This window comes from Mycolicibacterium sediminis (genome assembly GCF_010731735.1).
In the GTDB taxonomy this organism is placed as follows: domain Bacteria; phylum Actinomycetota; class Actinomycetes; order Mycobacteriales; family Mycobacteriaceae; genus Mycobacterium; species Mycobacterium sediminis.
Genome location: NZ_AP022588.1, coordinates 6,198,785 through 6,221,108, shown reverse-complemented (window position 1 = coordinate 6,221,108; position 22,324 = coordinate 6,198,785). Strand labels below are relative to the sequence as shown.

Below are 22,324 nucleotides of genomic sequence, written 5' to 3'. Positions count from 1 at the left end.
ACGTGGATAACGCGGCTGGGGCACATCGCCCGGAATGCCCTGTTCAATTACTGGGACCACGGGTACCGTACTTAGACAGCAAGCCGACAAATGTAAACCTCACGGGAGGCATCAAATGGCTGTCAAGACTGCTAGGACCCGCGTCATCCGGCGTTGGCGCAAGAACATGGACGTCGTCGACGATACCGAGTACGTGAACAAGCTGGAGACGCTCTCCGCGGGCTCCGTGCGACGCAACTTCAACCCGTACGGCGACATCGACTGGGACTCGCCCGAGTTCGCGGTGACCCCGAACGACGAGCGCTGGATCCTCCCGTCCACCGACCCGTTCGGCATGCACCCGTGGTACCAGGCGCAGAGCCGGGAGCGCCAGATCGAGATCGGCATGTGGCGCCAGGCCAACGTCGCGAAGGTGGGTCTGCACTTCGAGTCGATCCTGATCCGCGGGCTGATGAACTACGCGTTCTGGGTGCCCAACGGCTCCCCCGAGTACCGCTACTGCCTCCACGAGTCGGTCGAGGAGTGCAACCACACCCTGATGTTCCAGGAGATGGTCAACCGCATCGGCATCGACGTGCCCGGCATGCCCCGCATGCTGAAGTGGCTGTCGCAGCTCATCCCGCTGGCCGCGGGTCCGCTGCCGATCGTGTTCTTCTTCGGCGTCCTCGCCGGCGAGGAGCCCATCGACCACATCCAGAAGAACGTCCTGCGCGAGGGCAAGGCGCTGCACCCGATCATGGAGCGCGTCATGGCCATCCACGTGGCCGAGGAGGCCCGCCACATCTCATTCGCCCACGAGTACCTGCACAAGCGGGTGACGAGCACGGGTCGCTTCAAGCGCTTCGTGCTGTCGCTGCACGTCCCGATCATCATGCGCGTGCTGTGCCAGGCGATCGTCGTGCCGCCGAAGGCCTTCTGGGAGGAGTTCGACATCCCGAAGTCCGTGAAGAAGGAGATCTTCTTCGACCGGCCGCAGGGCCGCCAGTTCCTGCGCGACACCTTCGGTGACGTCCGCATGCTGTGCCACGAGACCGGGCTCATGAACCCGCTCGCCAAGCTGATCTGGCGCATCTGCAAGATCGACGGACAGGCGAGCCGCTACCGCAGCGAGCCGCAACGCCAGCACGTCGTCGCCGTCGCGTAGGGGCCTGCGATGCCACACGTGATCACCCAGTCGTGTTGCAGTGACGGGTCGTGCGTCTACGCCTGCCCCGTCAACTGCATCCATCCGTCGCCCGACGAGCCCGGTTTCGCGACCGCGGAGATGCTGTTCATCGATCCGGTGGCGTGCGTGGACTGCGGCGCGTGCGTGTCGGCCTGCCCCGTGGGGGCGATCTCGCCCGACACCCGGCTGGAGCCCAAGCAGCTGCCGTTCGTCGAGTTGAACGCGGCGTTCTATCCCAAGCGGGAGGGCAAGCTGCCGCCGACGTCGAAGCTGGCGCCGGTGCTCGAGGCGCCCAGGATCGAGCGTGGCGACGGACCGCTGCGGGTGGCGATCGTGGGCTCGGGGCCCGCCGCGATGTACGCGGCCGACGAACTGCTGACGCAGCGGGGCGTCGAGGTCAACGTGTTCGAGAAGTTGCCGACGCCGTACGGGCTGGTCCGCGCCGGCGTGGCCCCCGACCACCAGACCACCAAGCGCGTCACCTCGCTGTTCGACAAGATCACCAGCGAGCGGGGCTTCGGGTTCTACCTCAACGTCGAGGTCGGCAACCACGTGAGCCACGCCGACCTGCTGACCCACCACCACGCCGTGCTCTACGCCGTCGGAGCATCCACGGACCGTCGGCTCGACGTCGAGGGCATGGGGATGGCGGGCAGTGGCACCGCCACCGAGTTCGTCGCCTGGTTCAACGGCCACCCCGACCAGGCCTCGCTGCCGGTCGACCTGAGTCACGAGCGCGTGGTCGTCGTCGGCAACGGCAACGTGGCCCTCGACGTCGCGCGCATCCTGACCACCGATCCCGACGCGCTGGCGGGAACCGACATCGCGGACCACGCGCTGACTGTGCTGCGCGGCTCGGCGGTGCGCGAGGTGGTCATCGTCGCCCGACGCCGTCCTGCCGACTCGGCGTTCACGCTGCCCGAACTCATCGGGTTGACCGCCACCCACGAGGTGGTGCTCGACGCTGCCGACCACGAGCTGGTCCGGGAGGACCTCGCCGAGGCCTCCGACCCGCTCGTCAAGGGCAAGCTGGAGATCCTCGCGAAGCTCGGCGACGCGGCGGCCCCGAGCGACCGGCCCCGCATCCGGTTGGCCTACCGCCTGACGCCCCAGCGACTGCTCGGTCGGGAGCGCGTCGAGGGCATGGCCTTCACGGTGACCGGTACGGACGAGGTGCGGACGTTGCCGGCCGGGCTGGTGCTGACGTCGATCGGATACCGCGGCACGCCGATTCGGGATCTCCCGTTCGACGAGACGACCGGCACCGTGCCCAACGACGACGGCCGCGTCACCGGTGCGCCCGGGACCTACGTCGCAGGGTGGATCAAGCGCGGGCCGACGGGGTTCATCGGCACCAACAAGTCCTGTGCGGCGCAGACGGTCCGGGAGTTGGTCGCCGACTTCAACGCCGGCGTTCTGCCCGGACCGACGGCGAGGTCCGGCGAGCTCGACCGGCTGGTGCGACGACGCCAACCGGCACTCGTCGACGTCGCCGGCTGGCGGGCCATCGACTCCGCGGAGGTCGCCCGCGGCGGTACCGAGCGGCCGCGCGCCAAGTTCACCGTGGTCGACGAGATGCTGGAGGCGGCCGCCACGGCGCCCCGGGCACCGCTGCACCAGCGGTTGCTCAGCGGGTTGCTCCGCTAGTCCGCCCAGTCGTGCAGCACGTTCTGGTAGGCGGTGGGTTGCACGGACAGCGCCCCGACATAGGGGTGTTCGAGCGCGAAGATCAGGTACAGCACGAACGCCAGCAGGGCCGCGGTCAGGCCGACGGCGATCGCGTGGACGATCAGGTCGCGGGTACCGAACAGGAACGTGAACGCCATCACCACGCCGCCGCCGCCGATCAGCAGCACCCACAGTTCGCCCGGGACCGATGCCTCGCTGGTCGAGACCCGCATCTTGCGTTCGGCGCCCAGGTCGTTGAGCCGGATGATCGCGTGGTCGAAGAAGGCGATCTCGTTGCGGGTCTCCGGCTGGACGGCGAGGTAGGAGTCCCACACGGCGGCGAGTTCGTCGGACTGGTCCCAGATCGTCTCGCCGCGGCGCATGCGCGGGAACTCCTCGTCGATGACGTTGCGGGTGTAGGCGATCAGGCTGCCCTGGATCTGGTTGCGCGACTCCGCCGGTAGCGCCACCGAGTCGCGGAGCAGATCGGCGATGGCCGCCGCCTCCTTGCCGCTCGCGTCCTCCGCGTCGCCGAACTGCTCCCACACCACCACCACGACGAACGCGACCAGCACGGCGTACAGCACCCCGGCGAGCTGGAACACCGTGCCGGACACGGCGTTCGCGGATTCCAGCCTGGTGTGCGACACCACCCGTCGGAACACGAGCAGACCGCCCACCGAGATCCCGACGATGACGCCCACCCAGAGGCAGCCGAGTATCGGCGGCGGAATCTGCAGCAGCCAGATCATCCGGCCATTACACCGCGGCGATGCACCACTCGGTGGGCGAACGCACCGCCGGGTTCCTACATCGGTCGCCTGATCGGCGGGTCGACCGTGGCCGCCCCGCCCGGGCCGTACAGTTCGGGCGGTCGTCCACCGCGTCTGCCGGGTGCCGTCGCGGCGCGGTCGACCGGGCTGACGAAGCCGGGTGTCGCGAGCACCTTGCGGCGGAAGTTCGCGGGCTCGACCGAACGGCCCCACACAGCCTCGTAGACGCGGCGCAGCTCGGTGAGGCTGAAGGGCGCCGTCACGAAGTGCAGTGCCGACGTGGTGTATTCGAGCTTGGCCCGCACCCGTTCGACGGCGTCGGCGAGGATGCGGTCGTGGTCGAAGGCGAGCGCGGGCACGGCACCCACGGGCGTCCACCGGGCATCGGCCGCGTCGGTGCCCGCCACCGCGTCGGGGAGTCCGGGCGCCAGTGCCACGTACGCGATCGACACCACCTGCAGACCCGCGGCCATGCGCGGATCGCGGTCGGGGGCGCTGTATGCGGCGAGCTGCTGCAGATGCGCGTTAGACCGCCACGCGTCGACGCCCGTCTCCTCCAGCAGTTCCCGATGTGCCGCGTCGTCCGCGGATTCCCGGCCGTGGAGCACGTGGCCCCCGGGGAGCGCCCACCTGCCGCGGTGCGGGTACTCGCCGCGCCGCACCAGCAGGACGCACAGGTCGTCGCCGCGGAGCGTGAACACCGCGAGGTCGACGGTGACGGCGAAGGGCGGATACGAGCGAGGGTCGTACTCGCGCAACCACTGTCGCTCGCTCACGCCGTCTGGCCCTCGAAGCCGGGACCGTGCAGCGGTTCGCCGAAGCGGGCGGCGCGGTCGAGCAGGGGATCGACGGTTCGGACCGCCAGGTCCACGCGCTGGTCGAGCGTCCCGGTCAGTGGCACCCAGGAGTGCCCGGCGCGGGTCAGGGCGTCGACGAACCAACCCGTCATCGCCGAGCGGATCGCCAGGTCGCCCTCCCGCATGCCGTCGTCGGACCACGGCACGCCGACGTGATCGGTGACGAGGTAGACCGCGCGCGGCGGCACCTGCGTCCACGGTTGCCCGGTCCGTGCGTGCGCGCCGAGGTATCGGCGCTCCCAGATCGCGGTGGCGAAGGCGTCGGTGTCGCAGACCAGCAGCGGCGATCCGTGTCGTGCGGCGGCCTCCTCGCGACGGGTCTGCTCGACGGCGATCGCGTCGAAGTCGGCTGTGTTCCAGACGACCTCGTCCAGACGGCCGGGCTGCTCGGCCCACTTGGCCTCGGTGTGCTCGCGGCCGTACTCGGGCACCCACGTCGTGGCGGCCCACGCCCCACCGCGCGCCCGGTAGTGCTCGGCCAGTGCCCGGGCCACCGTCGTCGTGCCGGTCGACTCCGCGCCCAGCACCACGACACGGGTGGTCAGTCCCGCGCGGGTGGCGGGCGCCAGGTCGCTCCATCGCCCCGCGAGGTCGGCGCGGATGGCCGTGCTGCTCGACGGGGTGCGCTCGACGGGCACCGCGGTGGCGCTGAAGCGGCGGGCCAGTTCCGGGCCGTAGGAGTCGCCGCAGAACACCGCGTCGACGTCCGCGTCGGTACCGAGCGCGGCCCGCATGATCGCGAGCTGTGCCGTCCACACCTGCTCGTCGGTGACGTCCATCGGCGCGTCGCACCTCGTTCCGAGGATCCGGACGCGGTGGTCGTCGTGGTGCTCGGCTCGCATCCAGGCCATCCGATCGGCGAGCGGGACCGTCTCCGTGGCGCCGGCCATCACCAGGACGGTGAGTCGATCGCATCGGCTCGACGCCCATCGGATCAGCGCGTGATGTCCGACGTGCGGCGGGTAGAACTTCCCGATCAGCAGACCGCTCGGGTAGCGGTTCACGACGTCACCCGCTCCAGCGGCTGCCTGGCCTCGTCGACCATCGCGCGCCGCCACGACCTGAGTCCCGTAATGCACAGGCCAAGGAACAGTACGTACACGACGGCCGTCAGGTTGAGGTCCTTGACGACGTAGAGCGGGATGTAGACGCAGTCCGCGGCGATCCAGAAGTACCAGGTCTGAATGCGCTTGCCGTTCAACAACCATTGCGCCGCCAGCGAGAGACACGTCGTGAACGCGTCGAACAGTGGTGCGGCGCCGTCCGCGTGCCGCAGCGCGACGTAGACGACGGCGGTCCCGACCACGACGAACGCCACGCACCAGCGGATCTCGCGGGCCGGTGCGCGCGTGACGACGAGCGCGGTGTCACCGCTGCGGCCGCGGGTCCACCGGATCCAGCCCACGACGCCGAGGACGATGTAGACCACCTGCAGGCCGGCGTCGGCCCACAGTCGCGAGGAGGTGAACAGCAGCAGGAAGAAGACGGTGTTCGCGATGCCCACCGGGAAGTTCAGGACGTTGCGGCGCACGGTGAGCGCCACGCAGAGTCCGCCGGTGACGAAGCCCAGCAGTTCGAGGCGGCTGACGGGCGCGCCCCACAGCGTGAACGACTCCACCATCAGCGGATGGATCAGTGCGGTCAGCCAGGCGTCCATCGAGACCTCCACGGGTTAGAGTCATGTTGACCATAACCCGAGCGGGGCGACCCTGCACGCGCCGCCTGTCGAACGTGCGGTGACGGCGGAGAATTCGCAGTCTGCCCGCCCTGGCCGCACGTTCGGCGCGTGGCCGCTCAGCTCTCGGACATCTCCGACATCGCCGCGGCGATCTCCTCGGGACTGACCTCGCGCATCGGCTGGCCCATGGACCACATGTGCCCGAACGGATCTTGCAGCACGCCGTAGCGGTCGCCCCAGAACTGGTCCTCCAGCGGAGCGATGACGGTGGCCCCGGCGTCGACCGCACGCTGGAACCAGCGCTCCACGTCGGTCACGGTCAGGTGGATCGTCACCGGTGTCCCGCCCAGCGAGGTCGGGGTCATCGACGTGCCGCAGGTCATCTCGGGGAAGTCGTCGTTGAGCATGACGACCGAACCGTTGATGCGCACGGCCGCGTTCACCAGTTTGCCGTCCGGTCCGGGCACCCGCCCGAGTTCCTCGGCGTCGAACGCCGCGACGTAGAAGTCGATGGCCGCGGCGGCGCCGTCGACGATGAGATAGGGGGAGACGGCGGGTTGAACGTCGATCGCCATGGTGGCGTCCTCTCGGGAGTGGATGGTCACCGGTGTCGACCATCGCAGGCGCCGGAACTCATCGCTCAGCCGCCGAGTTCGTCCACCGTCGCGTCGAGTGTCGCCGCCTGCTCCTCGACCTCGTGGTCGGACGGGTCCTCGCCGTCGAGGCGCTCGACGAGGTCGGCCCGCGAGATCACCTCGAGTGCGCCGCGGTACTCCTCGTCCTCGACGTCGTCGGAGCCGATCACCTCGGTGCGGCCCTCGATGAGCACCAGCACGGATTCGTCGTCCGCGTCGAGCAGTCGGCGCAGGTCCTCACTCGTAAACGTCATGGCGGCGGTATGCCCGCGAATGCCGCCGTCACACCACCGAGAAGCCGGGCGGCAGAACGGTTCGGCCGGTGAGGGCCAGCAGCGCCGTCTCGCCGCTGCCGAGGGCGACGCCGACGCGGGTGGCCAGCACGGCGGCCTCCTCGACCACGGCACGGGGGAGGACGATCTCGACGCCTGCCGCGCGGGCGACGTCCAGGCCGTGGACGGCGAGTTCGAAGGTGCGGGTCGGCAGGTAGTCGCTCAGCCGGATGCCGAGTCCGCCGATCACGGTGATCACCGGATCGCCCGCGCCGGCCATGTCGGCGAGCGCGTCCGACGCCAGCGCCTCGATGGCGGCGGCCGGGTCGGCGCCGAGGTCGCGGCCGGCCTGCCTGCCGCGTTCGGCGACGTCCGCGGCGCCGAGGTCCGCGGCGTAGTCCCGCATCCGGACCACGTAGTCGACGGCGCTGGTGAGGTCGACGCGGTCGGCGGGGGAGCGCAGGTAGGTGCTGACCGTGACGAAGGACCGCGACGCGTGCCCGACGAGGGAGCGCAGTTCCCAGTCGCCGAGGCCGGGCCCGTCCCAGGCGTCGGGCGGGATGCGTCGCACCAGATCCGTGACCGCCTCCGCCGCAGCGGCGAACGTCGCGGCCGTCACGGCGTGGTGACGCGGTCCCAGCCCGTGACCGACTGGACGCTGCGCGGCTCGGGGCCGACGTAGACGGCGGCGGGCCGGACCAGCTTGCCGAGCCGCTTCTGCTCCATGATGTGTGCGCACCAGCCGGCGGTCCGGCCGCACGTGAACATCGCGGGCATCATCGTCGGGGGCACGCCGGCGAAGTCGAGGATCACCGCCGCCCAGAACTCGACGTTCGTCTCGATGGCGCGGTCGGGCCTGCGTTCCCGCAGCTCGGCGAGCGCGGCCTGCTCGAGTGCGGCGGCCACCTCGTAGCGCGGCGCCGCCAGCCGCTGCGCCGTCGCGCGGAGCACCCGGGCGCGGGGGTCTTCCGCTCGGTACACCCGGTGGCCGAAGCCCATCAGCTTGTCCTTGCGGTCGAGGATTCCCTTGACCACCGACCGGGCGTCGCCGCTGCGCTCGACCTCCTCGATCATCGGCAGCACGCGGGCGGGTGCGCCACCGTGCAGCGGGCCGCTCATCGCGCCGACCGCCCCGGACAGGGCCGCGGCCACGTCCGCACCGGTGGAGGCGATCACGCGCGCGGTGAACGTCGACGCGTTCATCCCGTGCTCGGCTGCGCTCACCCAGTAGGCGTCGATCGCCTCGACGTGCCGCGGGTCCGGGTCACCCTTCCAGCGCGTCATGAAACGTGCTGTCACCGTGTCGCATCCGTCGATGGTGCGCTGACCGACCGCCGGCCTGTGGATGCCGCGGGCGGACTGCGCGACGTAGGACAGCGCCATCACCGACGCGCGGGCCAGCTGGTCGCGTGCGGTGGTGTCGTCGATGTCGAGCAGCGGCTGGTAGCCCCAGATCGGGGCGAGCATCGCCAGGCCCGCCTGGACGTCGACCCGCACGTCACCGCTGTGGATCGGTAGTGGGAACGGCTCGGCGGGGGTCAGGCCGTTGCCGAACTCGCCGTCGACCAGCAGCGCCCAGACGTCGCCGAAGGTGACGCGTCTGCTCACGAGTTCCTCGATGTCGACGCCGCGGTAGCGCAGCGCCCCGCCGTCCTTGTCGGGTTCGGCGATCTCGGTGGTGAAGGCGACGACGCCTTCGAGTCCCGAGACGAAGTCCTGGGGGAGGCCGTCGGGCGCGACGGGCGAGCCACTCATGGCGAAATTCTCGCACCCGTGCGGAGGGCCGCCGCTACCGGCCGGTAACGAGCGGGCGTAGCGTTTCCGGCATGCCCGAATCCGTGCCCGACGCGGTGGCCCTCGGCGGGTCCGACGACGATCGCGATCACCTCGTCCGCATGCGCGTCGAGTACGGCTCGGTCGAGAAGGACGGGAGTGCCGACCTCGACGAGAGCTGGCTCGCCGGCGGCTGGATCACGTTGCTGCGCACGTGGATCGCAGACGCCGAGCGGGCGGGCGTGACCGAGCCCAACGCCATGGTGGTCGGCACGGTCGACGACCGGGGATGGCCGACGACCCGAACGGTGTTGTGCAAGGGCGTGGATGACTCCGGCATCACCTTCTACACCAATTACGGCTCCGCCAAGGGTGGGCAGTTGGCCGTGCGCCCGTTCGCGTCGGCGACCTTCCCCTGGTACGCACTGGGCCGTCAGGTCCACGTGCGCGGCGAGGTGGCGAAGGTGGCACCCGAGGTCACCGCCGAGTACTGGTCCAAGCGGCCCCGCGGCTCACAGCTCGGCGCCTGGGCGTCGCACCAGTCCGAGCCCGTGGCGTCGCGCGAGGCGCTGCTCGGCCAGCTCGCCGACGTGACCGCCCGGTTCGCCGACCTCGACACCGTGCCCGTGCCGCCGAACTGGGGCGGCTACCTGATCGCGCCCGTCGAGGTCGAGTTCTGGCAGGGCCGGGAGAACCGTCTGCACAACAGGATTCGCGTCGACGTCCGGTCCGGCACCCTCGAGCGACTCCAGCCGTGACATCCCCCGTCGCTTCGCTCGCCCGGTAGACGTGGCGCGGCTCTTCGCCGACACCACACCCCTGCGCACCAAGGACTTCGCGCGGCTGTGGTGGGCGGGCATACCCACGGTCATCGGCGCCGGCCTCACCCTGTTCGCGGTGCCCGTCCAGCTCTACGCGCTGACGCAGAACTCGGCCTACGTCGGGCTGGCCGGACTGTTCGCGCTGGTGCCGCTGGTGGTGTTCGGTCTGTGGGGTGGCGCGCTGGCCGACGCGATGGACCGCCGGACGCTGCTGATCATCGCGTCGTGTGGGCTCGCGGTGGCGTCGGTGTTCCTATGGCTGCAGGCCGCGCTGCACCTGAACAACGTGTGGCTCGTGCTCTGTCTGCTGGCCTTCCAGCAGGCGTTCTACGCCGTGAACTCACCGACCCGGGCAGCCGCGATCCCGCGCATCCTGCCCGGCGAGCAGTTGCCCGCCGCCAACGCGCTGAACATGACGGTGACGCAGTTCGGCTCGATCGTCGGACCGCTGCTGGCCGGCATCATGCTGCACTGGGTGGACCTCTCCACGCTCTATCTGATCGACGCCGTCACGTGCGCGCTGCCGATCTGGGCGACGTTCCGACTGGGCCGCATCCCGCCGTCGTCGACCGAGAGCGGGTCGGCCCGGTGGGGGTTCGGCGCCGTCCTCGAGGGCTTCCGCTACCTCGCGGGCAACACCGTGGTGCTGATGTCGTTCGTCGTCGACCTGATCGCGATGATCTTCGGCATGCCGCGCGCGCTGTTCCCGCAGATGGCGCACGAGAGCTTCGGCGGCCCGATCGAGGGCGGCTCGACGATGGCACTCCTGGCCGCGGCGATCTCGATCGGCGCGGTCGCGGGCGGCGTCTTCTCCGGGTGGCTGCCGCGCATCCAGCGCCAAGGTCTGGCGGTGGTGATCGCGATCGTGGTGTGGGGCGTCGCGATGACGGGGTTCGGGGTGGCGAGCGGATTTGCGGCGGGCCGGGTCGGGACGCTGCTGTGGGTGGCGCTGGGCTGCCTGGTCGTCGGCGGCGCCGCGGACATGGTGTCGTCAGCGTTCCGCAACACGATCCTGCAGCAGGCCGCCTCCGACGAACTCCGCGGCCGGCTGCAGGGGGTGTTCATCGTCGTCGTGGCAGGTGGGCCGCGCGTGGCGGACACCTTGCACGGTGCCGCGGCGGCGGCGGTCGGGACGACGGTGGCCGCGGCAGGCGGCGGCGTCCTCGTCGTGGTCGGGGTGATCATCGCCGCGGTCGTCGTGCCCGCCTTCGTGCGCTATCGCGTCACGGCGTCGGCGACTTAGATTCCTCACATTCTCTGTGGTTACCATCGCGCGCGTGGTTGAACACCCGATGGACTCCGCCCCCGGTCTACGTGAACGGAAGAAGCAGCGGACCAGGGCGACCCTGATCGACGCCGCCATGGACCTCTGCCTCAAGCAGGGCTACGAGACCACCACCGTCGAACAGATCGCCGCGGCGGCCGACGTGTCACCCCGCACCTTCAGCCGCTACTTCACCGCCAAGGACGCGGTGTTCCTCACGCTCATCGAGGACTACTCGAACGAGGTCGCCCTCGAACTGGAGACCGTGCCGGCCGACGTCGGCCCGCTCGAGGCGATGCGCCAGGCCCACGTCGCGGTGCTGACCCGCGTCGCGCAGCGGCAGGTCGGCCGGATGACCACGGACCGGATCATCCTGATGCTCCGGATCATCAACGCCTCGGACGCGCTGAAGCAGGCGGCATCGGAGTTCCGGCACGACCACACCGAGGTCGTCCTGGCCAAGCGCATGGGCGTCGACGTCGACGACCGCCGCAGACGACTCGTCAGCGCGGTCTTCGCGGCGATCATCGTCACCGCCTGCGGCGACCTGATCGTCGACACCGACACCGTGCGGCTCGGTCCGCTGGTGATGGTCGAGCGTCTCGAGGAGGCCTTCGGTCAGGTGGCGATGTTCACCAGCGACCTCCCCGTTCCGAAGGACCCCGATCGTGTCTGACCTCGTCGCCTTCGCGCCGGCCCGCGGCGGCCTCCGCGAGCACAAGAAGCGACGGACCCGGGCGTCGCTGATCGAGGCCGCCGCCGATCTGTGCCGGCGCAACGGGTACGACAACACCACCGTCGATCAGATCGCCGCGGCCGCCGACGTCGCGCCGAGGACGTTCAGCCGGTACTTCCCGAACAAGGAGTGCGTGGTCGCCGCGATCACCGACGACCTCGACGACCTCATTGCCGAGGCGATGGAGACGCTGCCCGACGACATCACCGTCTACGACGCGCTGCTGCAGTCGTCCATCGAGGTGCTGAGCACCTCCGACGGCTCGGAGACGGCGGGATTCCGTCGCCTCGCGCTGCTCATCGAGATCATCAACGGGTCGACGTCGTTCCGGGCGTCGGCGCTGGCGCTGCGCCACGACGTCACCAACAGGGCGACGATGAAGGTGATGGCCCGCCGGATGGGCGTGCCCGAAGGCGACCGCGCGGTCGCGCTGGTCACCGACACCTGGGCCGTGATCTTCTCCGACTCGTTCGCGGGTCTGGGCAGGCCGGGGAACGAACCGGTCCGCCCCGACGTCATCTGCGACCGGCTCTCCGCGACCGTGGAACTGTTCCGCCGGACGTGGTCGCCGTACGACCCGCCGTCGCGGCGCGCAAGCCAACCCCACACGAGCGCGTCCGAGGGATAGCGACTACTTTCTTTGGTGACGGACAGCCAGTTCGGCGTCGACATTCAGAAGGGACCCATCGTGCCCGATCAGTCCAGGTCCGACGAGGTCGCGACGCTCCGCTACCCAGGTGGGGAGATCGATCTAGAGATCTCGAAGGCCACCGAGGGTTCCGACGGCATCGCACTGGGTTCGCTGTTGGCCAAGACCGGATACACGACGTTCGACGGCGGTTTCGTCAACACCTCGGCCACCAAGAGTGCGATCACCTACATCGACGGTGACGCCGGGATCCTGCGCTACCGCGGGTATCCCATCGAGCAGCTCGCCGAGAAGTCGACGTTCATCGAGGTGAGCTACCTGCTCATCTACGGCGAACTGCCCACCGCCGACGACCTCGAGCGGTTCACCACCCAGATCCAGCGGCACACGCTGCTGCACGAGGATCTGAAGCGCTTCTTCGACGGCTTCCCGCGCAACGCGCACCCGATGCCGGTGCTCTCCAGCGCGGTCAACGCGCTGTCGGCCTACTATCCGGACTCGGTCGATCCCGCGAACGCCGAACAGGTCGAGCTGTCGACCATCCGGCTGCTGGCGAAGCTGCCGACCATCGCCGCGTACGCCTACAAGAAGTCCGAGGGGCAGCCGTTCCTCTACCCGGACAACTCGCTCACGCTGGTCGAGAACTTCCTGCGGATGACGTTCGGCTTCCCGGCCGAGCCCTACGAGGTCGACCCCGAGATCGTCCGCGCGCTCGACATGCTGCTGATCCTGCACGCCGATCACGAGCAGAACTGCTCGACCTCGACGGTCCGGCTCGTCGGCTCGTCGCAGGCGAACCTGTTCACGTCGATCTCCGGTGGCATCAACGCACTCTGGGGCCCGCTGCACGGCGGCGCCAACCAGGCCGTGCTGGAGATGCTCGAGAAGATCCGCCTCGGCGACGACGACGTGGCGACCTTCGTCAAGAGGGTCAAGAACCGCGAAGAGGGCGTGAAGCTCATGGGCTTCGGACACCGCGTCTACAAGAACTACGATCCCCGCGCGCGCATCGTCAAGGAGCAGGCCGACAAGATTCTGGCCAAGCTCGGCGGCGACGACGAGCTGCTCGACATCGCCAAGCAGCTCGAGGAGATCGCGCTCACCGACGACTTCTTCGTCGAGCGCAAGCTCTACCCGAACGTCGACTACTACACCGGCGTCATCTACCGGGCCATGGGCTTCCCGACCCGCATGTTCACGGTGCTGTTCGCGCTCGGCCGACTGCCCGGCTGGATCGCGCATTGGCGGGAGATGAACGGCGAGCCCAGCAAGATCGGCCGCCCGCGCCAGATCTACACCGGCTACACCGAGCGCGACTACGGCAGCATCGACGGCCGCTAGCCGCCACCTGCCCTCACCTGTTTTCGCCGAAACGGCATTCCCTGTCGCGAAGAGGCCGCCTCCGCGACAGGGAATGCCGTTTCGGCGCAAGGTCGTCGTCCGCGGGAGACGCATGTCACCGCTCGGCGGCTTGTGAATTAGAAACTTGTGAACCCACAATGGTTGTGTGAATACAACCATCGGTGATCTGACGCCGCGGCGGAAGACCATCGTGCTGGTGTCCTGCTGCCTCAGCCTGTTGATCGTGTCGATGGACGCCACCATCGTCAACGTCGCGATCCCGTCGATGCGCGCCGACCTCGGTGCCTCGGCGTCGCAGATGCAGTGGGTCGTCGACGTCTACACGCTGGTGCTGGCCTCACTGCTGATGCTCTCGGGTGCGACGGGCGACCGGTTCGGCAGGCGTCGGGTGTTCCAGATCGGCCTGACCGTCTTCGCGGTCGGATCGCTGCTGTGCAGCATCGCGCCCAACATCGAGACGCTCATCGCCGCCCGGCTGATCCAGGCCATCGGCGGGTCGATGCTCAACCCCGTTGCGCTGTCGATCATCTCGCAGGTGTTCACCGGCCGCGTCGAGCGTGCCCGCGCGCTGGGCTTCTGGGGCGCGGTCGTCGGCATCTCGATGGCACTCGGCCCCACCGTCGGCGGCCTCCTCATCGAGCTGATCAGCTGGCGCGCGGTGTTCTGGATCAACCTGCCGATCTGCCTGCTGGCGATCGTGCTCACGGCGGTGTTCGTGCCGGAGACCAAGTCCCTGACGATGCGCAACATCGACCCCATCGGGCAGGGCCTCGCCGTCCTGTTCCTCTTCGGCATCGTCTTCACCCTCATCGAGGGACCCGGCCTGGGTTGGACCAGCCCGGGCGTGCTGGCCATCGCCGCGGCGTCCGCGGTGGCGCTGATCGCGTTCCTGCGCTTCGAGTCGCGGCGGCACGACCCGTTCATCGACCTGCGCTTCTTCAAGAGCATCCCCTTCGCGTCGGCGACGGTGACGGCCATCTGCGCCTTCGCCGGGTGGGGCGCCTTCCTGTTCATGATGTCGATCTACCTGCAAACCGAGCGGCAGTACTCGGCGATGCACACCGGCCTGATCTACCTGCCGATCGCGATCGGTGCGCTCGTCTTCTCGCCGCTGTCCGGCCGGCTGGTGGGCCGCTACGGCGCGCGCCCGTCGCTGTTGGCCGCGGGTGTCCTGATCACCTGCTCGTCGGTGATGCTGACCCTCCTGACGGCGACCACCCCGGTCTGGCAGCTGATCGTCGTGTTCGCGGTGTTCGGCATCGGCTTCTCGATGGTCAACGCGCCGATCACCAATGCGGCGGTCAGCGGCATGCCACTGGACAGGGCGGGCGCGGCGTCGGCCGTGACGTCGACCAGCAGGCAGATCGGCGTCAGCATCGGCGTGGCGCTGTGCGGGTCCGTCGCCGGGGCGGCCCTGAACGGCAGTGGCGCCGACTTCGCCGACGCCGCACGGCCGCTGTGGTTCGTGTGCGTCGCGATGGGTGTCGTGGTGTTCGTCCTCGGGATCGTGTCGACGTCGGCGCGGGCGGTCAGGTCCGCCGAGCGGCTGGCTCCGCTCATCGCGGGAACCCCGGCAGAGGAGGGCGCCCGTGTCGGATGACGCACTGGCCGACGACGTCTGGCGCGCGATGGCCGCCGTCGTCTTCGACAACCGGGACACGTGGAAGCGTGACGTCATCGAGAGGTCCGGTCTGCCGTTCAGCCGGATCCGGGTGTTGCGCAGGCTCGCCGGACGTCCGATGACGGCCAAGGAGGTCGCGGAGTCGGCGACCATGGACGCCCCTGCTGCCACCGTCGCGGTCAACGACCTCGAGGAGCGCGGGCTCGTCGTGCGCGAGGTGAACCCGGCGAACCGCCGGTGCAAGGTGATCTCGCTGACCGATGCCGGCCGCGACGTGGTGGCGGCCATCGACGGGGTCGAGGATCCCGCACCGGCGGCGTTCGACGCCCTCGACGTCGCCGATCTGCGCGCGCTTCGCGATCTGCTCGCGAAGCTGGGGGCGCACTAACCCTCGAGCACCGCCATCGCGGCGCTGTGGCCACCGAGTCCCGACACGGCGCCGCCGCGACGAGAGCCCGAACCGCACAGCATGATCCGGTCGTGCGCGGTGGCGACCCCCCACCGTCGCGCCGCCGTGTCCAGTGGCTCGTCGTCGTCGGCGAAGGGCCACGCCAACCCGCCGTGGAAGATGTGCCCGGCCGTCATGCCCAGGATGTCCTGCAGGTCGGCCGTCGTCTTCGACTCGATGCACGGATCGCCGTTGCCGTCGGTCATGACGACGTCCCGGATCGGTTCGGCGAGTACCGCGTCGAGCGACGCCAGCACGGCATCGGTGAGCACGCGCCGCGCCTCGTCGGGACTGCGGCCCGCCGTCAACCGGTGCGGGGTGTGCAGGCCGAACACCGTCAGCGTCTGCGCGCCGGCGCGCCGGAGGTCGTCGGACAGGATGGTGGGGTCGGTCAGCGAGTGACAGTAGATCTCGCACGGCAGGGGATCGGGCACCGCGCCGCCATTAGCGACGTCGTAGGCCGAATCCAGTTGCGACAGAGCCTCGTTGACGTGGAACGTGCCGCCGAACGCCTCCTCCGGTCCGACCGAGTCGTCGCGCAGTCGGGGCAGGCGTCGCAGCATCAGGTTCACTTTGACCTGCGAGCCGGGGGCCGACGGCGGTTCGGCTTCGCCGAGCAGGCCCGCGAGAACGGTGGGCGTGACGTTCGCGAGGACCACGTCACCGTGCACGCGGTGCTCGCCGTCGGCGGTCCGGTATCCGACCTCGCCGTCGGGGGTGACGGCGTAGACCTCTGCGCCGGTGACGATCTCGGCGCCGAACCCCGATGCGGCGGACGCGAGCGCCTGCGTGACGGCGCCCATCCCGCCGATCGGCACGTCCCAGTCTCCGGTGCCGCCACCCACCAGGTGGTAGAGGAAGCAGACGTTCTGGATCAGCGACGGATCGTCGGTGCGGGCGAAGGTGCCGATCAGTGCGTCGGTGGCCATGACGCCGCGCACCACGTCGTCGTCGACGGCCGCGGCGATGGCCTCGCGGATCGGCCTTTCCGTGATCGCCTCCCAGTCCGAGGCCGCGCCGCCGCCGTCGAGGACCGTGGCCCGCGCCTGAGCCCTGGTGGGCAGCGGCTGGGTCAGCGTGGGCCACAGCGGCCGGGTGACCTCGTTGCAACGCCGGTAGAAGTCGGCGAAGGCCGCCGCGTCCCGACCGGCGCCGATCGCGTCGAACCTGCTGTCCTCGCCGATCAGCAGCCCGGTGCGGCCGCCGTCGGCCGGGTTGGGCGTGTAGGAGGAGAAGCGCCGCCGGGCCAGCCGCACCCGGGCGCCGAGGTCGTCGACGATCTGCCTCGGGAGCAGGCTGACCAGGTAGGAGTAGCGCGACAGCCGGGCGTCGACGCCGGTGAACGCGTGTGCGGACACGGCCGCTCCGCCCACGTGGTCGAGCCGCTCCAGCAGTCGCACCCGGCGGCCGGCCCGTGCCAGGTAGGCGGCTGCGACCAGGCCGTTGTGGCCGCCGCCGACGACGACGGCCTCGAAGCGGTCGTGCCGCACGGCGGTCAGTTCAAGTAGCCTTCGACCTCGCCTGCGGGCCGGACCGCGGCCTTGTCGGGGTCCTGGCCGGCGTCACGCAGGGCGCGGCGCTGCCGCAGCAGGTCCCAGCACTGATCGAGCTGCACCTCGACCGAACGCAAGCGCTGGTGCTCTTCGGTCTCGTCGATGTCCTTGTGCTGGAGCTTGTCGCGCAGGTCGCGCTCCTCGGCGACGAGCTTGTCGACCTGGCTCAGAATGTCGTGGTCCTTGTCCATGCCCTCAGTCTGCCCGACTACCGTGATGGTCGTGGCGAGCGACAAGAAACCAGAGATCGAATTCCCCGACGGCCCCGCACCGACCGAGATGGTCATCACCGACGTCGAGGTCGGCGACGGCGCCGAGGCGGTGCCGGGCGGCAACGTGCGGGTGCACTACGTCGGCGTCGAGTACGACACCGGTGAGGAGTTCGACAGCTCCTGGAACCGCGGCGAGTCCATCGAGTTCCCGCTGCGCGGGCTGATCCAGGGCTGGCAGGACGGCATCCCCGGCATGCGGGTGGGTGGCCGCCGCAAACTGGTCATCCCGCCGGCGCAGGCCTACGGGCCCGCCGGAGGCGGTCACCGGCTGTCCGGCAAGACGCTCATCTTCGTGATCGACCTGCTGGACGTCCGCTGAGCGAGTCGTCCGAGTGGCGCCGGGAGTCACGCCGCTACCGGGTGCGTCCGGGCCCCGGCTGGTGGGCGGCGCTGCTGGTGGTGCCGCTGCTGCTGGCGGTGATCGGTTGGGCGGGCTTCGGCGACCGGGAGGTCGCGGGGCAGGCCGTGCCGAGCGCCGATCCCCCGACCGCGATGTCTGGTGCCCCGGGCCCGCCCACGCCGGCGCCGACGACTCCGGCGGCCGCGCCGCCTGCCCGGTCGGACCTGCCGTTCGGGCCGTTCTCGATCACGCGCAGCACGGACGGTTTCGTCATCGGCGGCAAGATGCCCGACGAGGGGCAGAAGTCGTCGCTGATCGAGGCGATCAGGATGGCGATGCCGGGTGCGGTCGTGGGTGACGAACTCGGGGTCGACCCGAACGTCCGCGTTCCCGACGTCGCGCTGCTCGCAGGCGTCTTCAGCGTCACCGCGAACATCCCCGACTTCCGCGTCACCGTCGATCGCGGCGTGCTGACCCTCACCGGCGTGGCACCGGGCGAGAGGGAGAGGGCCTCCGTCGAGTCGGCGGCCACCGAGGCGTGGCCGGGTCTGCCGGTCGTCAACGACATCCGGGTGAAGTAGGAAGCGTCATGGACTTCGTGACCCAGTGGATCTGGTACCTCGCGGCCTTCCTGGCCGGTTCGCTGGTGGCGTGGCTCGCGGTCGCCATCTGGGTCCCGTACGTCGGCGAGCAGGAGGCGCTCGACGCGATGCCCGGTTCGCGTGAGGTGGGGACGGCCGAATGAGCGACGTGAACTGGTGGTTGACGGCGGTGGCGTTCGTGCTCGGCGGCGCGCTGACCGTGACGTTCACCGTGCGCCGCGTCGTGCGCGAGGTCCCCGTCCGCGAGAAGGGCCGCAGCGCGGGCGCCGCGATCCTGGACGGCGAGTCACCCGACTAGCCGTACCGGCGCCGGGGTGAGGATGCGGGGTCCGGCCTCGGTGACGGCGATGGTGTGCTCGGTGTGCGCGGTGTTCGATCCGTCCGCCGACCGCAGGGTCCAGCCGTCCCCGTCCATGACCAGGCGGTCACTGCCGCGTGCCCACCACGGTTCGAGCGCGAGGGTCATCCCCGGCCGCAGCACGAGTCCCCGTCCGGCCCGGCCGCGGTTGGCGACGTGCGGGTCCTCGTGCATGGTGCGGCCCAGTCCGTGGCCGCCGAATTCGGCGTTGACGCGATAGCCGGCGTCGGTGGCGACCTGGCCGATCGCGGCGGAGACGTCGCCCAGCCGCCCGCCGGGTACCGCAGCGGCGATCCCGGCGTCCAGCGCCCGGCGCGTCGACTCGATCAGCGCCACGTCCGCGGGGTCGGCGGCGTCGCCCACGATGACCGTCACCGCGGCATCGGCCACCCAGCCGTCGATCGACACCGCGAAGTCCAGGGTCAGGACGTCACCGTCGCGCAGGACGTAGTCGTGCGGCATGCCGTGCAGCACGGCGTCGTTCACCGACAGGCAGATGACGTTGCGGAAGGGGCCGCGACCGAAGGATGGCGCGTAGTCCCAGTAGCAGGACGTCGCGCCGCGGTCGGCGACCAGCGTGCGGGCGTGGTGCTCGAGCTGCATCAGGTTCACCCCGGGCGCTGCCTCGGCCGACAGCGTCGCCAGGGTATCCGCCACGAATCGGCCGGTGACCGCCATCCTGTCGATCTCGTCGGCGGTCTTCAGTTCGATCACGAGGGCTCCGTTCAGCGTCGGTATTGTTATACCGCCACGGTAACAGGTGCCGGTATTTGAATACCGGCTATGCTGACGCCCATGGTGCGCGTACCGCTGAGTCCCGAGCAGGTGGCGGCAGGCCGACGGCTGGGCTCGCTGATCAGGACGGCCCGAGCCGGCCGCGATCCCGAGGCCGTCGCCCGTGACGCCGGTATCTCACCGGAGACCCTGCGCAAGATCGAGGTCGGTCGGATGCCCAGCCCCAGTTTCGGCACGGTGGTCGGTCTCTGTCAGGCCCTCGACATGTCCCTGCAGGACGCCGTCGCGGCCTGGCGTGGGACGACCGATCAGCAGGTGGCCATCTAGCTCGGACCGGGCAGCCGCAGCAGGAGTCGGGCGCCGCCCAGTGGGCTGGACTCCAGAGTGGCCGTCCCGCCGTGCAATTCGGCCTGCTGGGCCACCAGCGCCAATCCGAGGCCGGAGCCCGAATGCGAAGCCGTCGACCCTCGGGAGAACCGGTCGAACACCACCTCGCGCTCCGCCTCGGGGATGCCGACGCCGTCGTCGTCGACCGCGATCTCCACACCCGCCCGGGAACTGACCGCCGACAACTGGACGCGCGTCGCGCCGCCGTGCTTGACCGCGTTGGCGATCGCGTTGTCGACCGCCAGGCGCAGCCCGGCGGGCAGCCCCAGGATGATGACCGTGGGCGCGGGCGCCAGTGACACGTCGAGGTCGGGGTAGACCCGCATGGCGTCGTGGGCGGCGCGGTCCAGGAGTTCGGTGATGTCGACGGGGACGTGGTCGTCGGACGTCGACAGCTCGCCCTGTGCCAGCCGCTCGAGGGCCGACAGCGTCGCCTCGATCCGCGACTGCGTCCTGATGACGTCGCCGATGACCTCCTTGCGCTGATCGTCCGGCATGTCCAGCGTCGCAAGCACTTCGAGGTTCGTGCGCATCGCCGTCAGCGGGGTGCGCAACTCGTGCGACGACACCGCGGCGAAGTCGCGCGCCGACTCCAGCGCCGACTTCGTCCGGTCCTGCTCGTCCCAGATGCGCTGCACCAGGCCGTTGACGGCGTCGGCGATCTCGACGGCCTCCGTCGCGCCGCGCACCTCGACGTCGGGCTCGTCACCGCCGAGGTCGATGGCGCGGGTCTGCTGCGCCAGCCGCTTGAGCGGACGCACGGCGAACGCCGCGAGCAGCCAGCCCGCCACCGCTGCCGCGCCGATCGCGAAGGAGCAGATGACGATGACGCGACGGTGCAGGCTGTTCGTGTCGGAGATCGTGGAGTCGTAGGTCGCGCCGACGGCGACCGACATCTCCGGCGCGTCGATGCCCGCCACCCGGAACTCGACGGTGCGGACGCGGTACCGCACGCCGCCCACGACGGTGTCGGCGTAACCCGGCTCGAGATCGGGCAGGATGACCCGCGAGTTGGACGTGACGTTGCCGTCCTGCCGGACGGTGATGACCGCGTCGGCGTCGTTGGGGGACCGCGGGATCTGGTCAAGACCGCGGGGGAGGAACGGGATCGCGAATCCGGCGGCCTCGTCGAGGCGGCGGTCGAGACGTTCCTTGCGGTCGTTCGTGACGCCGATCCAGACGATCGTGCCCACGATCCCCACCACGATCGCGGCGGCGACGGCTGTGGCGAACGCCACGCGCGTCCGCAGTGACGGGGTGCGGCGGAAGATCCTGGACAGCAGGTTCACGGCCCTTACTGCTGCCTGAGCACGAACCCCACGCCCCGCACCGTGTGCAGCAGTCGCGGCGCGCCGCCCGCCTCCAGCTTGCGGCGCAGGTACCCGATGAACACGTCGACCACGTTGGTGTCGGCGGCGAAGTCGTAACCCCACACCAGCTCGAGCAGCTGCGCGCGGGACAGCACCGCCGTCTTGTGCTCGGCGAGGACGGCCAGCAGGTCGAACTCGCGCTTCGTCAGGTCGACGTCGGCGCCGTTGACGCGGGCGCGGCGACCGGGGATGTCCACCTCGAGCGGGCCCACCGAGATGGTCTCCGACGAGAACGTTGCGGTCGACCCGCGGCGGCGCAGCAGCGCCTTCACCCGGGCCACCAGTTCGGCGAGCACGAACGGCTTGACAAGGTAGTCGTCGGCGCCGGCCTCCAGGCCCGCCACCCGGTCGTCGACCGAACTGCGCGCCGACAGCACGCAGACGGGCACGTCGTTGTCCATCGCGCGCAGGGCCGTCACCACGCTCACCCCGTCGAGGACGGGCATGTTGATGTCGAGGACGATCGCGTCGGGCCGGGTCTCGGTGGCGCTGCGCAGCGCCTCGGCCCCGTCGACCGCGGTGAACACCTCGAACCCGGACAGCCGCAGGCCGCGCTCGAGCGACGCGAGCACGTCGGGATCGTCGTCGACCACGAGCACCCGGGGTGAACTCACACCGCTGTCCATGGCGCTCATCTTGCCTGATCGCACCACCCGATCGCGGGAGGCGCGTGACCGGAACGGAGGTCAGCTGCTTCCGCCCCCGCAGCCACCGCCTCCGCACGACGAGCCGCCACCGCACGACGAGCCGCCACCGCAGCTCCCGCCGCCGCCATCGGTGGCGTGGTACACGCCGGGGCCCGACGTCCCGCCCGCGACCGAGCCCCCGCCGCTCGCCCAGAACGCGGTCCGCCGTCGGTCGCGCCGGCGGACCATCACCACCATGAGGGCCGAGAAGAACACCCCGACGGCGACCACCACGAGCACCTCGGCCACTCCCATGGCCGAAGGCTACGACGTTCGCGGTGTCCGCGCATAGGGTGACG

General features: G+C 70.2%; 28 protein-coding genes. 14 read left to right on the top strand and 14 right to left on the bottom strand.

The window, feature by feature from the left end:
- Window positions 1-115 precede the first annotated feature (115 nt).
- A complete protein-coding gene (locus G6N64_RS29670; RefSeq protein ID WP_163801310.1) occupies window positions 116-1,144 on the top strand; it encodes an AurF N-oxygenase family protein in 1,029 nt (342 codons plus the stop codon).
- A 9-nt stretch (window positions 1,145-1,153) separates the two neighbouring features.
- The gene (locus G6N64_RS29665) at window positions 1,154-2,812 is read left to right on the top strand and encodes an FAD-dependent oxidoreductase (RefSeq protein ID WP_163801309.1); all 1,659 of its coding nucleotides are present in this window, start codon (window positions 1,154-1,156) and stop codon (window positions 2,810-2,812) included.
- On the opposite strand, the gene G6N64_RS29660 is transcribed toward G6N64_RS29665, so the two are convergent.
- The 8 genes from G6N64_RS29660 to G6N64_RS29625 all read right to left on the bottom strand — a co-directional run bounded on the left by G6N64_RS29660 (window position 2,809) and on the right by G6N64_RS29625 (window position 8,803).
- Complete coding sequence (locus G6N64_RS29660) at window positions 2,809-3,585, bottom strand: bestrophin-like domain (protein WP_163801308.1); 777 nt, start codon at window positions 3,583-3,585, stop codon at window positions 2,809-2,811. The genes G6N64_RS29665 and G6N64_RS29660 overlap by 4 nt on opposite strands.
- Window positions 3,586-3,641: 56 nt before the next feature.
- Window positions 3,642-4,382 (bottom strand): NUDIX hydrolase, encoded by a 741-nt coding sequence (locus tag G6N64_RS29655; RefSeq protein WP_246230857.1) that lies wholly within the window; start codon window positions 4,380-4,382, stop codon window positions 3,642-3,644.
- A complete protein-coding gene (locus G6N64_RS29650; protein WP_163801307.1) occupies window positions 4,379-5,467 on the bottom strand; it encodes an AAA family ATPase in 1,089 nt (362 codons plus the stop codon). Before G6N64_RS29650 ends, G6N64_RS29655 begins: the two co-directional genes overlap by 4 nt.
- Window positions 5,464-6,120, bottom strand: coding sequence for a nicotinamide riboside transporter PnuC (gene pnuC, locus G6N64_RS29645; RefSeq protein ID WP_197748313.1), 657 nt, complete (start codon window positions 6,118-6,120; stop codon window positions 5,464-5,466). The genes G6N64_RS29650 and pnuC overlap by 4 nt, the downstream gene beginning before the upstream one ends.
- A gap of 137 nt (window positions 6,121-6,257) precedes the next feature.
- Window positions 6,258-6,716 carry a VOC family protein gene (locus G6N64_RS29640; RefSeq protein WP_163801306.1) on the bottom strand — a complete coding sequence of 153 codons (459 nt, stop codon included), beginning with the start codon at window positions 6,714-6,716 and terminating at the stop codon, window positions 6,258-6,260.
- Window positions 6,717-6,781: 65 nt separating this feature from the next.
- A complete protein-coding gene (locus tag G6N64_RS29635; RefSeq protein ID WP_163801305.1) occupies window positions 6,782-7,030 on the bottom strand; it encodes a hypothetical protein in 249 nt (82 codons plus the stop codon).
- A gap of 28 nt (window positions 7,031-7,058) precedes the next feature.
- The gene (locus G6N64_RS29630; protein WP_163801304.1) at window positions 7,059-7,667 is read right to left on the bottom strand and encodes a maleylpyruvate isomerase family mycothiol-dependent enzyme; all 609 of its coding nucleotides are present in this window, start codon (window positions 7,665-7,667) and stop codon (window positions 7,059-7,061) included.
- Entirely contained in the window at window positions 7,664-8,803 is a 1,140-nt protein-coding gene (locus tag G6N64_RS29625) for a citrate synthase 2 (RefSeq protein WP_163801303.1), read from the bottom strand. Before G6N64_RS29625 ends, G6N64_RS29630 begins: the two co-directional genes overlap by 4 nt.
- Window positions 8,804-8,874: 71 nt before the next feature.
- On the opposite strand from G6N64_RS29625, the gene pdxH reads away from it, so the two are divergent.
- From pdxH to G6N64_RS29590, 7 genes are all read left to right on the top strand, one after another.
- Entirely contained in the window at window positions 8,875-9,579 is a 705-nt protein-coding gene (pdxH, locus tag G6N64_RS29620) for a pyridoxamine 5'-phosphate oxidase (RefSeq protein ID WP_246230856.1), read from the top strand.
- A gap of 31 nt (window positions 9,580-9,610) precedes the next feature.
- Window positions 9,611-10,885, top strand: a complete 1,275-nt coding sequence (locus G6N64_RS29615; protein ID WP_163801302.1) for an MFS transporter — start codon at window positions 9,611-9,613, stop codon at window positions 10,883-10,885.
- 34 nt (window positions 10,886-10,919) lie between these two features.
- The gene (locus tag G6N64_RS29610; protein WP_246230855.1) at window positions 10,920-11,582 is read left to right on the top strand and encodes a TetR/AcrR family transcriptional regulator; all 663 of its coding nucleotides are present in this window, start codon (window positions 10,920-10,922) and stop codon (window positions 11,580-11,582) included.
- Window positions 11,575-12,270 carry a TetR family transcriptional regulator gene (locus tag G6N64_RS29605; RefSeq protein WP_163801301.1) on the top strand — a complete coding sequence of 232 codons (696 nt, stop codon included), beginning with the start codon at window positions 11,575-11,577 and terminating at the stop codon, window positions 12,268-12,270. Before G6N64_RS29610 ends, G6N64_RS29605 begins: the two co-directional genes overlap by 8 nt.
- Before the next feature lie 60 nt (window positions 12,271-12,330).
- On the top strand, window positions 12,331-13,632 hold the full coding sequence (locus G6N64_RS29600) for a citrate synthase (RefSeq protein WP_163802210.1): 1,302 nt from the start codon (window positions 12,331-12,333) through the stop codon (window positions 13,630-13,632).
- A 166-nt stretch (window positions 13,633-13,798) separates the two neighbouring features.
- Window positions 13,799-15,253, top strand: coding sequence for an MFS transporter (locus G6N64_RS29595; protein WP_174266901.1), 1,455 nt, complete (start codon window positions 13,799-13,801; stop codon window positions 15,251-15,253).
- A complete protein-coding gene (locus G6N64_RS29590) occupies window positions 15,243-15,662 on the top strand; it encodes a MarR family winged helix-turn-helix transcriptional regulator (protein WP_163801300.1) in 420 nt (139 codons plus the stop codon). Before G6N64_RS29595 ends, G6N64_RS29590 begins: the two co-directional genes overlap by 11 nt.
- On the opposite strand, the gene G6N64_RS29585 is transcribed toward G6N64_RS29590, so the two are convergent.
- Window positions 15,659-17,212, bottom strand: coding sequence for a phytoene desaturase family protein (locus G6N64_RS29585; RefSeq protein ID WP_163801299.1), 1,554 nt, complete (start codon window positions 17,210-17,212; stop codon window positions 15,659-15,661). The two genes, G6N64_RS29590 and G6N64_RS29585, sit on opposite strands and share 4 nt — an antisense overlap.
- Window positions 17,213-17,217: 5 nt before the next feature.
- Window positions 17,218-17,466 carry a DUF2630 family protein gene (locus G6N64_RS29580; protein ID WP_163801298.1) on the bottom strand — a complete coding sequence of 83 codons (249 nt, stop codon included), beginning with the start codon at window positions 17,464-17,466 and terminating at the stop codon, window positions 17,218-17,220.
- An 88-nt stretch (window positions 17,467-17,554) separates the two neighbouring features.
- Between G6N64_RS29580 and G6N64_RS29575 the strand changes: the two genes are divergently transcribed.
- Genes G6N64_RS29575 through arfC form a run of 4 tightly spaced genes read left to right on the top strand, consistent with a single transcriptional unit; the run spans window position 17,555 to window position 18,787 of the window.
- On the top strand, window positions 17,555-17,866 hold the full coding sequence (locus tag G6N64_RS29575; protein WP_246231357.1) for an FKBP-type peptidyl-prolyl cis-trans isomerase: 312 nt from the start codon (window positions 17,555-17,557) through the stop codon (window positions 17,864-17,866).
- Between the two features lie 41 nt (window positions 17,867-17,907).
- Window positions 17,908-18,468, top strand: coding sequence for a channel-forming protein ArfA/OmpATb (gene arfA / locus G6N64_RS29570; protein ID WP_163801297.1), 561 nt, complete (start codon window positions 17,908-17,910; stop codon window positions 18,466-18,468).
- An 8-nt stretch (window positions 18,469-18,476) separates the two neighbouring features.
- The gene (gene arfB / locus G6N64_RS30005; protein WP_174266900.1) at window positions 18,477-18,632 is read left to right on the top strand and encodes a channel accessory protein ArfB; all 156 of its coding nucleotides are present in this window, start codon (window positions 18,477-18,479) and stop codon (window positions 18,630-18,632) included.
- Complete coding sequence (arfC, locus tag G6N64_RS29565; protein WP_163801296.1) at window positions 18,629-18,787, top strand: channel accessory protein ArfC; 159 nt, start codon at window positions 18,629-18,631, stop codon at window positions 18,785-18,787. The genes arfB and arfC overlap by 4 nt, the downstream gene beginning before the upstream one ends.
- On the opposite strand, the gene map is transcribed toward arfC, so the two are convergent.
- Window positions 18,776-19,561, bottom strand: coding sequence for a type I methionyl aminopeptidase (gene map / locus G6N64_RS29560; RefSeq protein ID WP_163801295.1), 786 nt, complete (start codon window positions 19,559-19,561; stop codon window positions 18,776-18,778). The genes arfC and map overlap by 12 nt on opposite strands.
- 81 nt (window positions 19,562-19,642) lie before the next feature.
- Between map and G6N64_RS29555 the strand changes: the two genes are divergently transcribed.
- Window positions 19,643-19,909, top strand: coding sequence for a helix-turn-helix transcriptional regulator (locus G6N64_RS29555; protein ID WP_163801294.1), 267 nt, complete (start codon window positions 19,643-19,645; stop codon window positions 19,907-19,909).
- On the opposite strand, the gene G6N64_RS29550 is transcribed toward G6N64_RS29555, so the two are convergent.
- The 3 genes from G6N64_RS29550 to G6N64_RS29540 are packed head-to-tail and all read right to left on the bottom strand — an operon-like array spanning window position 19,906 to window position 22,280.
- Entirely contained in the window at window positions 19,906-21,258 is a 1,353-nt protein-coding gene (locus tag G6N64_RS29550) for a sensor histidine kinase (protein ID WP_163801293.1), read from the bottom strand. The two genes, G6N64_RS29555 and G6N64_RS29550, sit on opposite strands and share 4 nt — an antisense overlap.
- 5 nt (window positions 21,259-21,263) lie before the next feature.
- Window positions 21,264-21,974 (bottom strand): two-component system response regulator PrrA, encoded by a 711-nt coding sequence (gene prrA / locus G6N64_RS29545; RefSeq protein ID WP_163801292.1) that lies wholly within the window; start codon window positions 21,972-21,974, stop codon window positions 21,264-21,266.
- A gap of 51 nt (window positions 21,975-22,025) precedes the next feature.
- Entirely contained in the window at window positions 22,026-22,280 is a 255-nt protein-coding gene (locus tag G6N64_RS29540) for a hypothetical protein (RefSeq protein ID WP_163801291.1), read from the bottom strand.
- Window positions 22,281-22,324: the final 44 nt, after the last annotated feature.

Excerpts from the sequence above, each read along its gene's own strand:
- G6N64_RS29555 (WP_163801294.1), top strand. The coding sequence starts at position 19,643 with ATGGTGCGCGTACCGCTGAGTCCCGAGCAGGTGGCGGCAGGCCGACGG.
- prrA (WP_163801292.1), bottom strand. The coding sequence starts at position 21,974 with ATGAGCGCCATGGACAGCGGTGTGAGTTCACCCCGGGTGCTCGTGGTC.
- G6N64_RS29540 (WP_163801291.1), bottom strand. The coding sequence starts at position 22,280 with ATGGGAGTGGCCGAGGTGCTCGTGGTGGTCGCCGTCGGGGTGTTCTTC.
- arfB (WP_174266900.1), top strand. The coding sequence starts at position 18,477 with ATGGACTTCGTGACCCAGTGGATCTGGTACCTCGCGGCCTTCCTGGCC.
- G6N64_RS29665 (WP_163801309.1), top strand. The coding sequence starts at position 1,154 with ATGCCACACGTGATCACCCAGTCGTGTTGCAGTGACGGGTCGTGCGTC.
- G6N64_RS29635 (WP_163801305.1), bottom strand. The coding sequence starts at position 7,030 with ATGACGTTTACGAGTGAGGACCTGCGCCGACTGCTCGACGCGGACGAC.
- G6N64_RS29575 (WP_246231357.1), top strand. The coding sequence starts at position 17,555 with ATGGTCATCACCGACGTCGAGGTCGGCGACGGCGCCGAGGCGGTGCCG.
- G6N64_RS29625 (WP_163801303.1), bottom strand. The coding sequence starts at position 8,803 with ATGAGTGGCTCGCCCGTCGCGCCCGACGGCCTCCCCCAGGACTTCGTC.
- pnuC (WP_197748313.1), bottom strand. The coding sequence starts at position 6,120 with ATGGACGCCTGGCTGACCGCACTGATCCATCCGCTGATGGTGGAGTCG.
- G6N64_RS29640 (WP_163801306.1), bottom strand. The coding sequence starts at position 6,716 with ATGGCGATCGACGTTCAACCCGCCGTCTCCCCCTATCTCATCGTCGAC.
- pdxH (WP_246230856.1), top strand. The coding sequence starts at position 8,875 with ATGCCCGAATCCGTGCCCGACGCGGTGGCCCTCGGCGGGTCCGACGAC.
- G6N64_RS29670 (WP_163801310.1), top strand. The coding sequence starts at position 116 with ATGGCTGTCAAGACTGCTAGGACCCGCGTCATCCGGCGTTGGCGCAAG.
- G6N64_RS29660 (WP_163801308.1), bottom strand. The coding sequence starts at position 3,585 with ATGATCTGGCTGCTGCAGATTCCGCCGCCGATACTCGGCTGCCTCTGG.
- arfC (WP_163801296.1), top strand. The coding sequence starts at position 18,629 with ATGAGCGACGTGAACTGGTGGTTGACGGCGGTGGCGTTCGTGCTCGGC.
- G6N64_RS29580 (WP_163801298.1), bottom strand. The coding sequence starts at position 17,466 with ATGGACAAGGACCACGACATTCTGAGCCAGGTCGACAAGCTCGTCGCC.